Raw genomic sequence first — 15,357 nt, forward strand, 5'->3', positions numbered from 1 at the left:
TTCGTGGAAGCGCTCTCACATTTCCGGAACAGACCCTTGACAGTTCCCTGTGACGGCTACCACTCTCTGTGCCAGCCCGTGAGAGCGTTCTCACGGCTTCCGCCGGCGGGCACCGATGCCCCGCCCCGGCGGCTTCCACAGGAGGTTCGATGTCCCACTCCCGAAGGGCTCAGGCGCTCACCGGGGCGGTCCTCGCCGTCGCCCTGCTGACCGCCGGGTGCGGCGGTTCCGACGCCAGCGACGAGCCCTACGACCCCGATGCTCCGGTCACCCTGACCGTGGGCACGTTCGGCACGATGGACCTGGACAACTCCGGCCTCTACGAGGAGTACATGGAGTTGCACCCCAACGTCACGATCGAGCAGAACAACATCGCCCAGTCCGCGGCGTACTACCAGTCGCTGCAGACCCGGCTGGCCGCCGGCTCCGGCCTGGACGACATCCAGGGCCTGGAGATCGGCTTCATCGCCGACGTCGCCCGCAACCACGCCGACTCCTTCGTCGACTTCGCCTCGCTGGACAACGCCGACGAGCTGGAGGGCAACTTCTACGACTGGAAGTGGGGCCAGGCCTCCACCGACGACGGTCGCGTGCTGGGCCTCGGGACGGACTCCGGTCCGCAGGCCATGTGCTACCGCACCGACCTCTTCGCCCAGGCGGGGCTGCCCACCGACCGCGAGCAGGTCGGCCAGCTCTGGTCCACGTGGGACGACTACCTCGACGTCGCCCGGCAGTACCAGGCCGCCCCCGGCACCCCCGCGGGCAGCGCGTTCGTCGACAGCCCGGCCAGCATCTTCTCCTCCTCGGTGTACCAGGGCGACCTGGCCTACAACGACGAGGAGGGCAACCCGATCCCGGGCGACAGCGACGGCGTCGACTCCGCCTGGGGCTTCGCCAGCCAGGCGGCCGAGGAGGGCCTGACGGCCAACCTCTCCCAGTTCGGCGACGAGTGGAACGCCGCGTTCTCCAACGGCGCGTTCGCCACCATCGCCTGCCCCGCCTGGATGCTGGGCTACATCACCTCGCAGATGGGTGACGAGGGCGCGGGCCTGTGGGACATCGCCCCGCTGCCCGGCGCCGAGCAGAGCGCCAGCAACTGGGGCGGCGCCTGGCTGGGCGTCCCCTCGAACGGGGAGAACGTCGAGGCGGCCACCGAGCTCGTCGAGTGGCTGACCGCACCCGAGCAGCAGGTCCGGGTGTTCACCGAGGCGGCGCACTTCCCGTCCAGCCCGCAGGCCGCCGAGGACCCCGCGGTCGTCGGGTTCACCGACCCGTACTTCAGCGACGCACCGACCGGGGAGATCTTCAGCCAGTCCGCGGCCAACATCCAGCGCACCCCGATCGGGCCGTACGACACCCAGATCCAGGAGGCCTTCACGACCGCGCTGACGGACGTGGCGACCAACGGGACGAGTCCGGACGAGGCCTTCCAGAACGCCCTCGAGGCCGCCGAGCAGGCCGTCGGCGGCTGACCCGCCGGCACCCGCCGGACCGTGACGCGGTGCCCGGGAGCGGACGACCCGCTCCCGGGCACCTGCACACCCCACCCAGGACCCCGCCCCACCCGCTCCCGACCACCTCGAGGCCACGCATGACCATCGCGAGCCAGAGTCCGAGCGCGGCGCCGACCACCGCGCCCGTGCCCGTCGACCCGCCCACCCCCGACGCACCGCCGGCCCGCCGCCGGACCACGCTCACGCGCAACCGCTGGGGCTACGCCTACGTGGCCCCGTTCTTCCTGGTCTTCGCGGCCTTCAGCCTCTACCCGTTCCTCTACACCGCGTGGGTGTCCCTGCACCGCACGAGCCTGTCCGACATCGACGGCGGCACCTTCGTGGGGCTGGAGAACTACCGCAACCTGCTGCAGAGCGAGTTCTTCTGGAACGCCGCCCGCAACACCCTGACCATCGGCATCCTGGGCACGGTCCCCCAGCTGTGCATGGCCCTGGGCCTGGCCCACCTGCTCAACTACAAGCTCCGCGGCCGGACCTTCTTCCGCACCGTGATGCTGATGCCCTACGCGACGTCGATCGCTGCGGCCACGCTGGTCTTCGCCCAGCTCTTCGGCCGCGACTACGGCCTGATCAACACCGCGCTGGAGGCCGTCGGCCTGGACCGGGTCGACTGGGAGGCCGGCACCTGGACCAGCCAGATCGCCATCGCGGTGATCGTGACCTGGCGCTGGACCGGCTACAACGCGCTGATCTACCTGGCCGCGATGCAGTCCATCCCCGGCGAGCTCTACGAGGCCGCCGAGATCGACGGCGCCAGCCGGTGGAAGCAGTTCCTGCACGTCACGATCCCGTCGCTGCGGCCCACGATCCTCTTCACGATCGTCGTGTCGACCATCGGTGCGGTCCAGCTGTTCGGTGAGCCGCTGCTCTTCGCCGGCAACGGGACGACGTCGGGCGGGTCCTCGGGCCAGTACCAGACCCTCGGCCTGCTGATGTACCAGCAGGGCTGGACCAACTTCCACATCGGCCAGGCCGCGACGACCGCCTGGGCCATGTTCCTGATCATCCTCCTGGTCGTGGGGGCCAACGCCGTCGTCGGCCGCCTCCGCGCCCGGGCCGACCGGTAGGAGACCGGCATGGCGACCCTCGCACTCCCCGGGACCGAGACCACCTCGGTCCAGCCGGTCGACCGGCCCACCGACCGCCGCGGCGGCCGGGGCACCACGTCCGGCAAGGCCGGCCCGGTGACCTACGTGCTGCTGACCCTGACCGCGCTGGTCTCGGTCTTCCCGCTCTACTGGACCCTCGTCGCCGGCTCGCACACCAACGCCGAGATCGCGGCGACCCCGCCGCCGTTCCTGCCCGACGCCGACCTGTTCACCAACTTCGGGCTGGCCCTGGAGCAGGCACCGATCGGCAAGGCGATCCTGAACTCGGTGCTCGTCGCCGGCAGCATCACGATCGGCACGGTGCTCTTCTGCACGCTGGCCGGGTTCGCCTTCGCCAAGCTGCGCTTCCGCGGCAAGGGACTGCTGCTGTCGCTGGTGATCGGCACGATGATGGTGCCCACCCAGCTCGCGGTGATCCCGCTGTTCATGATGATCGCGGACCTGCAGTGGGTGAACCAGCTGCAGGCGGTCGTCCTGCCCACACTGGTCAGCGCGTTCGGCGTCTTCTTCATGCGCCAGTTCCTGACCTCGGCGCTGCCCGACGAGCTGCTGGAGGCAGGCCGCGTCGACGGCGCCTCCACCCACCGGATCTTCTGGTCGATCGTCGTCCCGGTGGCCCGCCCGGCGATGGCCGTGCTGGCGATGCTCACCTTCCTGACCGCCTGGAACGAGTTCTTCTGGCCGATCATCGCCCTCACCCAGGCCAACCCCACCGTGCAGGTCGCCCTGGCCGGCCTGGGCTCGGGCTACGTGCCCCAGCGGGCCGTGATCATGGCCGGCACCATCCTCGGCACCCTGCCCGTCCTCATCGTCTTCGCCGTCCTCGGCAAGCAGATCGTCGGCGGGATCATGCAGGGCGCGGTCAAGGGATGACACCGGTCCGAACCACCCCCACCCCCTCCCCCACAGAGAGCTGACCCGTGGCCACCGTCTCCTTCGCCGCCGCCACCCGCCGGTACACCGCCACCGGCCGCCCCGCCGTGGACGCCCTGGACCTGGACATCGCCGACGGCGAGTTCCTGGTCCTGGTCGGCCCCTCCGGGTGCGGGAAGTCCACCTCGCTGCGCATGCTCGCCGGCCTGGAGGAGGTCGACTCCGGCTCCGTCCTCATCGGCGACCGGGACGTCACCGACTCCCCGCCCAAGGACCGCGACATCGCGATGGTCTTCCAGAACTACGCGCTCTACCCGCACATGACCGTCGCCGAGAACATGGGCTTCGCCCTGAAGCTGGCCGGCGTCGGCAAGGCCGAGATCGGCACCCGGGTCCGCGAGGCCGCCGGCATCCTGGACCTCACCGACCACCTCGAGCGCCGGCCCAAGGCGCTCTCGGGCGGCCAGCGGCAGCGCGTCGCGATGGGCCGGGCCATCGTCCGGTCCCCGCAGGTCTTCCTGATGGACGAGCCGTTGTCCAACCTGGACGCCAAGCTCCGCGTGCAGACCCGCACCCAGATCGCCGCGCTGCAGAAGCGGCTGGGCACCACGACCGTCTACGTCACCCACGACCAGGTCGAGGCCATGACGATGGGCGACCGGGTCGCCGTCCTCAAGGACGGCGTGCTGCAGCAGTGCGCCCCGCCCGGGGACCTCTACGACCGGCCGGTCAACGTCTTCGTCGCCGGCTTCATCGGCTCCCCCGCGATGAACCTGGTCACCGGGGACGCCGTCGAGGGCGGGGTCCGGGTCGGCGACGCCGTCCTGCCGGTGCCCCGCACCCAGCTGGACCGGGCCGCCGCCGGCAACGGCCAGGTCACCGTGGGCTTCCGGCCGGAGTCCCTCGTGCTGGGCGACGAGGGCCTGCCCGTCGTCGTCACCCTCGTCGAGCAGCTGGGCTCCGACGCCTACGTGCACGGCCGGCTCGCCGGCTCCGACGACAGCCCGCTGCACGTCGACGACGTCGTCCTGCGCACCGCGAGCCGGGAGGCCCCGGCCGTCGGCTCGACCGTCCGGGTGCTGACCCGGCCCGACGCCGTGCACGTCTTCGACCCCACCACCGGCACCCGCGTCGACTGACGCGCCACCCCACCTGGAGACCCGCGTGACCACCACCGACACCCGCGAGACCACCGCCACCGGGCTGGTCTTCCCGCCCGGCTTCGTCTTCGGCGCCGCCACCGCCGCCTACCAGATCGAGGGGGCCGTCGACGTCGACGGCCGGGGCCCCTCGATCTGGGACACCTTCAGCCACACCCCCGGCAAGACCCACCTCGGCCACACCGGGGACGTCGCCGTCGAGCACCACGCCCGCTACCGCGAGGACGTCGCGCTGATGGCCGACCTGGGCCTGGCGGCCTACCGGTTCTCCGTCTCCTGGTCCCGGGTGCTGCCCGAGGGTGCCGGCCGGGTCGAGCAGCGCGGCCTGGACTTCTACCGCCGGCTGGTCGACGAGCTGCTGGAGGCCGGCGTCGACCCGTGGCTGACGCTGTACCACTGGGACCTGCCGCAGGCCCTGCAGGACCAGGGCGGCTGGACCTCCCGGGACACCGCCGAGCGCTTCGCCGACTACGCCGGGGTCCTCTACGACGGGCTCGGGGACCGGGTGTCGCACTGGTCCACGCTCAACGAGCCGATGTGCAGCGCGCTGCTGGGGCACATGGCCGGCCAGCACGCACCCGGGCACCGGGACGCCGTCGAGGCCTCGCGGGCCACCCACCACCTGTTGCTGGGCCACGGCCTGGCCACCCGGGTGCTGCGCGAGCGCGGGGCGGACTCCTGCGGGCTGACCCTGAACTTCACCCCGATGACGCCGGCCAGCGACTCCCCCGCCGACGTCGACGCCGCCCGCCGCCTCGATGGTCAGCAGAACCGGATGTTCCTGGTCCCGGTCGTCACCGGCGAGTACCCGGCCGACGTCGCCGAGGACCTGGCTGCCGCCGGCGCCCCGCTGCCGATCGAGGACGGCGACCTGGAGCTGATCGCCACCCCGCTGGACTGGCTGGGCGTCAACTTCTACTTCGGGTCCGTCGTCCGGGCGACCGAGGAGCCCACCGGCAAGGCGAGCTCCTTCATCGGTGGCGAGCGGGTCGAGGAGGTCCCGCCGACCGGGCCGACCACGACGATGGGCTGGGGCGTCACCCCGCACGCCTTCACCGACCTGCTGCTGCGACTGCGGGACACCGCACCGGGCCTGCCGCTGGTGATCACCGAGAACGGCTCGGCCTGGCCGGACGAGGTCTCCCCCGACGGCGCCGTGCACGACCCGCAGCGGGTCCGGTACCTGATGGACCACCTGGCCGCGGTCACCGACGCCATCGAACTCGGGGCCGACGTCCGTGGCTACTTCGCCTGGTCGCTGCTGGACAACTACGAGTGGGCCCGCGGCTACGACCAGCGCTTCGGCATCGTGCACGTCGACTACGACACCCAGGTCCGGACGCCGAAGGACAGCGCGCTGGCCTACGCGGAGGTGATCCGCCGCCACGCCGCCGGCTGACCCGCCCCGGCATGGGATCCCCCGCATACAGAAGGCCGCTCGTGCCATGTGCGGGGGATCCCATGCCACCGCGGGCGGGGGAAGACATCCGGGTGGGCGCGGGTTAGGGTCCTCGCAAGCAGTTGAGCACTCAACTAGCAACCTGGAGGTCGGGATGCCCGCCGTCACCGTCGAGGACACCACCACGCTGGCCCGGGTCCCGGTGCCCGCGCCCGGCACCGTGCGGCGCCGCGTCCGCTCGGTCACCACCGCCCCGCGCGGCTTCGAGGGCGAGGGCTTCCCGGTCCGCCGCGCCTTCGCCGGCGTCGACCTGCGCGACCTGGACCCCTTCATCCACATGGACCAGATGGGCGAGGTCGAGTACGCCCCGGGTGAGCCCAAGGGCACCTCCTGGCACCCGCACCGCGGCTTCGAGACCGTCACCTACATCATCGACGGCACCTTCGAGCACGCCGACAGCCACGGCGGCGGCGGGTCGATCACCAACGGTGACACCCAGTGGATGACCGCCGGCGGCGGCGTCCTGCACATCGAGAGGCCCCCGGAGTCCCTGGTGCTCTCCGGCGGCCTCTTCCACGGCCTGCAGCTGTGGGTGAACTTGCCCAAGGCGCAGAAGTGGGTCGAGCCCCGCTACCAGGACCTGCGCGCCGACCAGTCGGTGCTGCTGGCCAGCCCGGACGCCGGGGCGTTCCTCCGCGTCATCGCCGGGGACGTCGGCGGCCACGCCGGCCCGGGGACGACCTACACCCCGATGGCCATGGTGCACGCCACCATCGCCCCCGGCGCCACCCTGGACCTGCCGTGGGAGCCGGACTTCAACGCCCTGGTCTACGTGCTGTCGGGCAACGGCACCGTGGGCGCCGGCGACCAGCCGGTCACCGGCGGCCAGCTCGCCGTCTTCGGGCCCGGGGACACCGTCACCGTCAAGGGCGCCCTGAACCAGGACAGCCGCACGCCGTCGCTGGACGTCGTCGTCCTGGGCGGCCGCCCGATCCGCGAGCCCATCGCCATGTACGGGCCGTTCGTGATGAACACCCGCGAGGAGGTCCGGGACGCCTTCACCGACTGGCAGGGCGGCCGGCTCGGCTCCATCCCGGCACAACACGTCGCGCACACGGGCGTGCGTGGGCAAGCTGACTGACGTGAGCGACCTCGAGCCCCGTCCGGACACCCACGTGCTGGGCGGGCTCGGGGGCGTCGCACCCCGCCCGGCCCTGGACCTGCTCCCCGGCAAGACCGTCACCCTCGGCGAGCGCATGCAGGTCCGCCGGCTGCTGCCGACGCTGGGCCGCCGGATGGTCGGCGCCTGGGCGTTCGTCGACCACTACGGTCCCGACGACGTCGCCGGCACCGACGGCATGCAGGTCCTGCCGCACCCGCACACCGGGCTGCAGACGGTGTCCTGGTTGATCGAGGGCACCGTGCACCACAGGGACTCCCTGGGCAGCGACGTGCTCTTCGGTGCCGGCGAGCTGGCGCTGATGACCGCCGGGCGGGCGATCAGCCACAGCGAGCAGTCCCCCGTCGCCCACCCGGGACTCCTGCACGGGGCTCAGCTGTGGGTCGCGCTGCCCGACGGCGTCCGGGACGTCGCCCCCGCCTTCGAGCACCACGCCACGTTGCCCGGCTTCGTCTCCGACGGGGTGACGGCGACCGTGCTGATGGGCTCGCTGGGCGGGGCCACCTCGCCGGGCACCGCGTACTCCCCGCTGGTCGGCGTGGACCTGGCCCTGGCGGCCGGGGCGGACGTCGAGCTGCCGCTGGAGCCCGGCTTCGAGCACGCCGTGCTGGCGTCCTCCGGTGACTCCGTCGTCGAGGGCGCCCCGGTGGCGCACGGCTCGATGCTCTACCTGGGCACCGGCCGCAGCACCGTGCGGGTCCGGGCCGAGCAGCCCAGCCGGCTGCTGCTGCTGGGCGGGGAGCCCTTCGAGGAGCAGATCGTCATGTGGTGGAACTTCGTCGGCCGCAGCGGCGACGAGGTCGCCGGGTTCCGCGAGCAGTGGGAGTCCGGCGAGCGGTTCGGCCACGTCGACGGCTTCGAGGACGGCGAGCGCACCGGCGCCCCGCCGATGCCCCCGGTACCGCTCAAGGCCCGCGGCCGCGAGCGCTGACCCGCGGCCGCTCCTGCTCCGGCAAAGGAAGCTCTACACCTCGCATCGGGCGCGCGAGGGGGTGTAGAGCTTCCCATGCCGGGGGCTGGGGCGATCTGGGGTGGCTAGAAGCCGCCGCCGCCGAAGTCGCCGCCGCCCCCGAAGTCCCCGCCGCCGAAGTCCCCTCCACCGCCGCCGTCCCCGAAACCGCCTCCGTTGCCTCCGCCGAGACCGCCGATGAGCAGCCCGCCGAGGAGACCACCGGCCAGCCCGCCGCCGAAGCCGCTGCCCCCGTAGCCCCGGCCGTACCCGCCGCGGCCGTAGCCCTGGCCGTACCCGCCGCCGTAGCCGCCGTCCTGGTACTGCGCCACGTCCTGCTGGGCGGCCTGCATGGCCTGCTGGGCCAGTGCGTCGGCGCGCTGGGCCGCGCGCAGCGCCGCGATGGGGTCGGTCGACCCGGTGCGCGACGCCTCGTCGAGGTACCGCTCCGCCTCGGCGAGCCGGGTGCGCGCCGAGCTGCCCACCGCACCGCGGCGGGTGGTGATGAAGTCCCCGGCCGAGGCGACCGAGGAATCCGCCGCCCGGATGGCCTGCTGCAGGTGGGCGGTGGCCCGCTCCTGCTGCTGACGCAGGTCGCGCGCGGGCTCCAGCGCCGCCTCCAGGGCGAGGTCGGCCTCGTCGAGGCGACGGGTCACCGCCAGTGGGTCGGGCAGCGAGCCGTCGGCCGGCTGCAACTGGCCGACCGTCCCGGCCAGCGCCGCCTCGGCGCGGGCCAGCTGCTCGCGCAGCCCCGGGGTGTCCACGCCCCGACTGAGCATGGCGTGCGCCTCGGCGATGTCGCGCTCGGTCTCGGCCCGCACGGCCTCGAAGTGGCCAGGGGCGTCCCGCAGGTCGGCGACCGTGCGGTCCACGGCGTCCAGCAGCGTGCCGGCCTCGGAGAGGGAGTCCTCGCCCGCCCGGACGGCGGGCACCGCACCGTTGGGTCGACCGGCCTCGATCTCGGCCCGGCCGGCGACCACCAGCTGCTCGGCCCGGTCGATCCGGGCCCGCGCCTCGTCCACGTTGTCCGCGACCGGGGCCCAGGCCGACCGCGCGTACCGCTCCGACAGCCAGACCAGGGTCCGGTCGCCGTCGGGCAGCCGGTCGCGCAGCCGCTGCGCCACCGGGGTCAGTGCCTCCAGTGCCTCGGGCGCGGAGTCGGCCAGGTGCCGCAGCTCGGCGTAGGCCTCGCGCTGGCCCTGCAGCCGGCCCCGGGCGGACGCGGTGAGCTCCAGCAGCTCGGTGAGCATCCGCCGCTGGGTGGGCTCGTCCTCCGGGATGTCGTCGTCGAGCTCCTGGCGGATGGTGAACGCCCGGGAGAGCTCGGCCTTGGACTCCGCGAGTGCCTCGCCGAAGCCGGCCACCGGGCCGTCGCCGTACTGCGACCGGGCGTAGGCCAGGTCCAGCTCGGAGGTCTTGACCGCCTCGTCCAGGCCGAGCAGCTCCTCGCTGGCCCGGAACGTCAGCTGCTGGGTGGGGGTGCCGTGGTGCGGGTCGCGGGCGGCGGCCTCGGCCTCCTCCTTCTCCCGGCGGACCTGGGCCGAGGCGGCGGCGGCCTTCTTCTTCCGTCGGTTGCGCAGCAGCGCGTACCCGCCGCCGCCGACGACGGCGATGCCCGCCAGCGCGCCCAGCGCGATGCTGCCCCCGTCCCCGGGCTGCAGCTGCTCGGCCAACGTGGTCGCCGCGGTGGCGTACTCGCCCTGGGCCAGGAGCGGCTCGACGTCCTCGGCGACGATGGTCTGCAGATCCGTCCCGGTCTCGGCGGTGCCCGCGCCGACCCGGTTGGTGTCGGTGGCCACGGCCAGCAGCACGTCACTGCCGCCGAGCCCGCCGTCGGTGTAGCTCTGCTGTGTCCACTCGGCCGGGCTGAGGTCCTCGAAGGAGTCGACGTACACGACGAAGAGCGACGTCCCGTCTTCCTGCTGCAGCACGTCGATCGCGTCCTGCACCTGCTGCTCCTCGGCGCTGGACAGCACGTCGGAGTTGTCGGTGACGCGGTCGACGGGCGCGAACGGCTCCTCCGCGGACGCCGCACCGGCACCGGCGAGCAGGACGGTCAGGCCGACGGCGGTCCCGGCGAGGAGTCGGGAGAGGGGTCGCATGACCCCATGGTCCCCCACTCCGCTGTGTGCCGCGGCGCCTCGGAGGGACCGCTCAGAAGCGGCCACCGCTGCTGCGCCGGCCGCCGGAGCTGCCACCGGAACTCCGTCGGCCCGACGACGAGGACCGCCCGGACGACGACGAGCGGCCGGACCGGCCCGAGGAGCCGAACGACCCACCGCTGGACCAGCCACCCCCGCTGCCACCGAAGAACCCCCCGGAGTAGGAGGAGGACTGCCGTTCCCGGTCCCGGCGGGCGTCGCTGATGGAGCTCTGCACGGTGTCGGCCAGCGAGTTGGCCTCGGTGGCCTCGCGCAGTGCGGTGGCCGGGTCGGCCAGCAGGGCGGCCTCGGCCGCGGCCAGGTGCCGCTCGGCCTCGCTGAGCCGGGTGCGCGGCACGGTGCTGGCGACGTCCCGCCCCGAGGACACGGCGAGGGCGGCGGCGTTCACCGCGCTGCGGGCGGTGGTCACCGCACGCTCGGCGCGGGCAGCGGCGTCCCGGCGGGCGGTGGCCGCCTGCTGGGCCCCGGCGAGGGCGGTGTCCAGTGCGTCGTCGGCGGCGTCCAGCCGGGACAGCGCGGCGATCGGGTCGGGTGCCGTGCCGCCGGCCAGCTGGTCGGCGACGGTCAGCGCCTCCTGGGCCTGCGCGACCGGGCCGGCGACCGCGGCGGCGTCGGTGGGGTCGACGGACCGGGCTGCGGTGATGCCGGCCTGCACCTCGGCGCGGGCGGCGGGCACGGTCGTGGCTGCGGTCTCCAACTCCTGGGCCCGGGCACCGACCGAGTCCAGGGTGGCCTGGGTCCCGGACAGCGCGGCCTCGGCGGTGCGCAGGTACGGCACGGCCCCGCCGGTGCGCCCGGCGGCGAGCTCGGCCCGGGCCGCGGTGACCGCGTGCTCGGCGGAGGCCAGCTGCTCACGCGCCTGCGGGACCGCCTGGTCGACCGGGGCGACGGCGCTGGGCGCCCACCGCCGGCGCAGCTGCTCGACCTTCTGCTCCTCGGCGGGCAGCCGACCGGTGAGCGCGGTGACCCGGGGCGCGAGGCCGTCGAGGACCTGGGGGGCGTTCGCCTCCAGGTCGCGCAGCTGGGCGAACTCGGCGGCCTGGGCGTCGAGCCGGTCGTCGGCGGACTTCACCAGGCCGAGCAGGTCGGCGAGCATCCGGCGCTGGGTCGGGTCGTCCTCGGGGACCTCGTCATCGAGCTGCTGGCGGATCGTGAAGGCCTGCTGCATCTCCTGGCGGGCGGTCGCGACGGTGCCCGCGAACGGGGCGACGCCGGCCTCGCCGTACTGCAGCTTGGCGTAGTCCAGGTCCAGCTGGGAGGTGCGCAGCGCCTCGTCGACGGCCAGCAGCCCCTCGCTGGCGCGGGCGGTGAGCTGCTCGGTGCTCTCGTCCGGGAACGGGCCGGCCGCGCGCACCCGCTCGGCCTCGGCTGCGGCATCCCGGCGGCGCTTGACCAGCGCGTACCCGCCTCCACCCACGGCCAGCACCCCGGCGCCCGCGCCGAGCAGGCCCCACGGCACGGACCCGGGGACGAGCCCGTCGGCGAAGGCGGTGGCCGCACCGGCCCAGTCGTCGTCGCCGAGCGGGGGCTCGACGTCGCTGAGCACCAGGTCGTCGACCTGGCCGGCGTCCAGCCGGAACCCCTCGGGCACGTCGACGCCGTAGGACCGGTCCTCGACCGCGACGGCGAAGAGCACGTCGCTGGTGCCCAGCCCGGACAGCTCCGCGGTCTCGGCGGCCCAGTCCGGGCCGCTCAGTCCGTCGAAGGTGGCCACGAAGGTGACGAAGAGCTGCGTGCCGTCCTCGTCCTGCAGCCGCTGCAGCGCCTCCTCCACCTGCTGGCGGCCCTCGTCGTCCAGGACGCCGGCGTCGTCGGTGAGCTGGCCGGCCAGCCGGGAGGGCTCCTCCGCGGACGCCGGAGCCGCCAGCAGCAGCGGGGCGGCGACCAGGCCGAGCACGGCGAGCGTGCGGGTGAGCAGGGCGGACGGGCGCGACATGCCGCACATGGTGTCCCACCCGGGGGCCGAGGGGCGGGACCCCCACGCCCTGGGTCCGCGCTGCACGGCCCCGGCTCAGAGGTCGAGCACCAGCCGGGGTCCGGCGGCGCGGGAGACGCAGACCATCATCACCGTGTTCGAGGCCCGCTCGCCGTCGCTGAGGATCGAGTCCCGGTGCTCGACGTCGCCCTCCAGGACCGGGGTCTCGCAGGTGCCGCAGGTGCCCTCCCGGCAGGAGCTCAGCACCAGCACGTCCTCGGCCTCCACCGCCTCGAGCACGGTCTGCCCCGGCTCGACGGTGACGGTCGTGCCGGACAGCGCCAGTTCCACCTCGAAGGGCCCGTCCCACACGGGGGCGCCGAACTCCACGGCCTCGAAGCGCTCGGCGTGCACCGTCAGCCCGAGCGCGGCGCCGGCCTCGACGACGGCGTCGATGAGCCGGGCCGGGCCGCAGACGTGCACCTGGGCCCCCGCCGGCAGTGCGGCCAGCGAGCCGACGTCCAGGCGGCCTCCCTCGTCGGCGGCCAGCACCCGCACCCGTCCCGGGTGGGCGGCGGCGAGCTCGTCGGCGAAGGCCATCGTCGACCGGGAGCGACCGGCGTAGTCCAGGGTCCAGTCCGCGCCGGCCTCCTCGGCGGCGGCCGCCATCGACCGCAGCGGGGTGATCCCGATGCCCCCGGCGACCAGGTGGTGCCGGGCACCGGCGGCCGGGTCGAACGGGAAGTGGTTGCGCGGTCCGCGCACCCGCAGCCGCTGCCCGACCTCGACCCGCTCGTGGACGGCGACCGACCCGCCCCGGCCGGCGTCCTCGCGCAGCACGGCGACCCGCCAGCGGGTGCGGTCGGTCAGGTCGCCGCACAGCGAGTACTGCCGTTCCAGGCCGGGGCCCAGCAGCAGGTCCAGGTGCGACCCCGGCGTCCAGGCCGGCAGGTCCCGTCCGTTGTGCGAGACGAGGTCCACGGCCAGCACCCCGTCGGCCAGCACGGTCCGCCCGGCGACGACGAGGTCGCGCTCCACGTCGCTGAAGAAGCTCACGCCCGGCAGGGTGCCGCGCGCGTGTTCCGACGGGGTGACGACGCCGTGCCCCGGTCGTCACACGGGCGCAACGCGGGGCAGCGACGATCGCCGGCATGAGCGCCCCGCCTGCCGCTGCCCCCACCGCTGTCGCCGCCCTGGAGTCCGAGCTCGTCGAGCTGCTCGGGGAGAAGAACGTCAGCAGCGAGCTGCGGGTCCGGGAACGGGCCTCGGTGGACGGCAGCCGGATGTCCCCGATCATCGCCGAGCAGCTGCCGCTGGGCGTCGCGGACCTGGTCGCCTTCCCGACCACCGCCGAGGAGATCGGGCTGGCCGTGGCGGCCGCCGTCCGGCACGGGGTGGGGGTGACCCCGCGCGGCAAGGGCACCGGCAACTACGGCCAGGCCATCCCGATGCCCGGTGGCCTGGTCCTCGACGTGTCCCGCGCCCGCGCGGTCGTCGAGGTCGGCGAGGGCTGGGTCACCGCCGAGGCCGGCGCCCCGATGGTCGCCCTGGAGCGTGCCGCGCACGCCACCGGCCAGCAGCTGTGGATGTACCCCTCGACCGCGCAGTCCTCGATCGGGGGCTTCCTGGCCGGCGGGTCCGGCGGCACGGGCAGCATCGCGCACGGGGCCAACCACATGGGGTTCGTGCAGGCCCTCGACGTCGTGCACGCCACCGGGTCCGCGGAGCTGGTCCACGTCGAGGACGCCGAGGCCGACCTGTACGTGCACAACTACGGCACCGCCGGCGTCATCGCCCGGGCCACCGTCCGGCTCGAGCCGCTGCAGGAGTGGCGCGGGGTCTACGCCAGCTTCCCCGACGCCGCGTCGGCGTTCTCCGTCGTCCGGCCGCTGGGCAGGCTGGACCCGCTCCCCCGGCTGGCCTCCGCCGACGGTCCGGTGATCACCGCCGCACTGCCGGAGGACCAGGCGTTCGTGCCCGGCCGCGCGAGCCTGCGGGTGATCGCCGACCTGGCCACCGTCGAGGAGGTCACCGCGATCGTGGAGGCCGCCGGCGGCCGGGTCGAGGACGTCCGGGAGGGCGCCCAGACCGCGCTGACGATCTCGATGCTGAGCTACAACCACCCCATCGAGTGGCTGCAGAAGTCCGCACCCGGCGTGTACTTCCACCTCGAGGTGGGCGGCGACGCCCTGGTCGACCGGCTGGGGGAGGTCGAGGCCGTCTTCGAGGGCGGTCTGCTGCACATCGAGGCCGGGCACACCACGCCGATCGGGATGCTCGCCGGGGTCTACCAGAGCCCCGAGCAGGTGTACGCCGGGATCGCGGCGCTGGGCGAGCTGGGCGTGGGCGTGCACGACCCGCACCAGTGGAACGTGGACTTCCAGCTGGCCCGCACCGTCGAGGTGGCCCGGCGCACCGACCCCGACGGCCTGCTCAACCCGGGCAAGCTCAACCCCGACTACGCCGGCCCCACCAAGGGCGCGATCATCCGGTGACGCTCGGGGCCGAGGTCCACGCCGACACCGCACCGCCCGCCGACCCGGTCGCGCTCGCCGTCTCCTGGCTGCCCGCCGACGACGACCCCGACCGGCCGCAGGTCACGCTGTCCACGCAGGGCCTGGACGGGTGGCCGAACGCCCGCACCGTGCTGCTGTCGGCGGTCGACCGGACCGGGTTCGCCTTCCACACGTCGGCGTCCAGCGCCAAGGCCCACGAGCTGGCCGCGGTCCCGCGGGCGGCGATGACGGTGGTCTTCGCACCCGCGTTCAGCCGCCAGCTCGTCGTCCGTGGGGACGTCGTCCGCTGCTCACCGGGCGAGCTGGCCGCGGCGTACACGGCCCGCTCCCCCTACCTGCGCCGGCTCGCCTGGCTCAACGACGACGCCCTGGCCGCCCTCCCCCGGGCCGAGCGGGTGGCCCGCTGGGCGGCCGGCGAGCCCGCGGCGGGTGCGCCCGAGGGCTGGACTGGCTGGCGCCTGGTGCCCCGGGAGCTGACCTTCTGGGTCAGCGACGCCGACACCGCCAGCCGTCGGCTGCAGTACCGCCGCACGGCCGAGGGCTGGCGCGTCCGCCCCCTCGCCGGCTGACCCCCACGCCG

12 protein-coding genes are annotated in these 15,357 nt (G+C 74.2%); 9 read left to right on the plus strand and 3 right to left on the minus strand.

Annotated features, from left to right (window positions below; all coding sequences use genetic code 11):
• The first annotated feature begins 149 nt into the window (after positions 1 to 149).
• The 7 genes from ASG41_RS11260 (at position 150) to ASG41_RS11290 (ending at position 8,166) form a co-directional block, all read left to right on the plus strand.
• Positions 150 to 1,472, plus strand: a complete 1,323-nt coding sequence (locus ASG41_RS11260) for an ABC transporter substrate-binding protein (RefSeq protein WP_056294022.1) — start codon at positions 150 to 152, stop codon at positions 1,470 to 1,472.
• Between the two features lie 167 nt (positions 1,473 to 1,639).
• Positions 1,640 to 2,581 carry a carbohydrate ABC transporter permease gene (locus ASG41_RS11265; RefSeq protein WP_235564731.1) on the plus strand — a complete coding sequence of 314 codons (942 nt, stop codon included), beginning with the start codon at positions 1,640 to 1,642 and terminating at the stop codon, positions 2,579 to 2,581.
• 9 nt (positions 2,582 to 2,590) lie between these two features.
• The gene (locus ASG41_RS11270; protein WP_056294028.1) at positions 2,591 to 3,496 is read left to right on the plus strand and encodes a carbohydrate ABC transporter permease; all 906 of its coding nucleotides are present in this window, start codon (positions 2,591 to 2,593) and stop codon (positions 3,494 to 3,496) included.
• A gap of 47 nt (positions 3,497 to 3,543) precedes the next feature.
• Positions 3,544 to 4,635 carry an ABC transporter ATP-binding protein gene (locus ASG41_RS11275; protein ID WP_056294031.1) on the plus strand — a complete coding sequence of 364 codons (1,092 nt, stop codon included), beginning with the start codon at positions 3,544 to 3,546 and terminating at the stop codon, positions 4,633 to 4,635.
• 25 nt (positions 4,636 to 4,660) lie between these two features.
• A complete protein-coding gene (locus ASG41_RS11280; RefSeq protein WP_056294034.1) occupies positions 4,661 to 6,055 on the plus strand; it encodes a GH1 family beta-glucosidase in 1,395 nt (464 codons plus the stop codon).
• 154 nt (positions 6,056 to 6,209) lie between these two features.
• Entirely contained in the window at positions 6,210 to 7,196 is a 987-nt protein-coding gene (locus ASG41_RS11285; RefSeq protein ID WP_056294036.1) for a pirin family protein, read from the plus strand.
• A gap of 1 nt (position 7,197) precedes the next feature.
• Positions 7,198 to 8,166, plus strand: a complete 969-nt coding sequence (locus tag ASG41_RS11290) for a pirin family protein (RefSeq protein WP_056294039.1) — start codon at positions 7,198 to 7,200, stop codon at positions 8,164 to 8,166.
• A 104-nt stretch (positions 8,167 to 8,270) separates the two neighbouring features.
• Here ASG41_RS11290 and ASG41_RS11295 read toward each other — a convergent pair whose 3' ends face one another.
• The 3 genes from ASG41_RS11295 to ASG41_RS11305 all read right to left on the minus strand — a co-directional run bounded on the left by ASG41_RS11295 (position 8,271) and on the right by ASG41_RS11305 (position 13,317).
• Positions 8,271 to 10,286, minus strand: a complete 2,016-nt coding sequence (locus tag ASG41_RS11295; protein WP_056294041.1) for a TPM domain-containing protein — start codon at positions 10,284 to 10,286, stop codon at positions 8,271 to 8,273.
• A 52-nt stretch (positions 10,287 to 10,338) separates the two neighbouring features.
• Positions 10,339 to 12,282: a TPM domain-containing protein gene (locus ASG41_RS11300; protein WP_056294045.1), complete on the minus strand. Its 1,944-nt coding sequence runs from the start codon at positions 12,280 to 12,282 to the stop codon at positions 10,339 to 10,341.
• A 75-nt stretch (positions 12,283 to 12,357) separates the two neighbouring features.
• On the minus strand, positions 12,358 to 13,317 hold the full coding sequence (locus ASG41_RS11305; protein WP_056294047.1) for a PDR/VanB family oxidoreductase: 960 nt from the start codon (positions 13,315 to 13,317) through the stop codon (positions 12,358 to 12,360).
• A 95-nt stretch (positions 13,318 to 13,412) separates the two neighbouring features.
• Between ASG41_RS11305 and ASG41_RS11310 the strand changes: the two genes are divergently transcribed.
• Complete coding sequence (locus tag ASG41_RS11310) at positions 13,413 to 14,756, plus strand: FAD-binding oxidoreductase (protein ID WP_056294050.1); 1,344 nt, start codon at positions 13,413 to 13,415, stop codon at positions 14,754 to 14,756.
• A complete protein-coding gene (locus tag ASG41_RS11315) occupies positions 14,753 to 15,346 on the plus strand; it encodes a pyridoxamine 5'-phosphate oxidase family protein (RefSeq protein WP_056294053.1) in 594 nt (197 codons plus the stop codon). The genes ASG41_RS11310 and ASG41_RS11315 overlap by 4 nt, the downstream gene beginning before the upstream one ends.
• The last annotated feature ends 11 nt before the right edge of the window (positions 15,347 to 15,357 follow it).

The sequence above is a fragment of the Modestobacter sp. Leaf380 genome (assembly GCF_001424485.1).
GTDB lineage: Bacteria > Actinomycetota > Actinomycetes > Mycobacteriales > Geodermatophilaceae > Klenkia.

Coding starts and splice junctions, on each gene's coding strand:
- ASG41_RS11285 (WP_056294036.1), top strand. CDS start 6,210: ATGCCCGCCGTCACCGTCGAGGACACCACCACGCTGGCCCGGGTCCCG.
- ASG41_RS11310 (WP_056294050.1), top strand. CDS start 13,413: ATGAGCGCCCCGCCTGCCGCTGCCCCCACCGCTGTCGCCGCCCTGGAG.
- ASG41_RS11260 (WP_056294022.1), top strand. CDS start 150: ATGTCCCACTCCCGAAGGGCTCAGGCGCTCACCGGGGCGGTCCTCGCC.
- ASG41_RS11270 (WP_056294028.1), top strand. CDS start 2,591: ATGGCGACCCTCGCACTCCCCGGGACCGAGACCACCTCGGTCCAGCCG.
- ASG41_RS11300 (WP_056294045.1), bottom strand. CDS start 12,282: ATGTCGCGCCCGTCCGCCCTGCTCACCCGCACGCTCGCCGTGCTCGGC.
- ASG41_RS11295 (WP_056294041.1), bottom strand. CDS start 10,286: ATGCGACCCCTCTCCCGACTCCTCGCCGGGACCGCCGTCGGCCTGACC.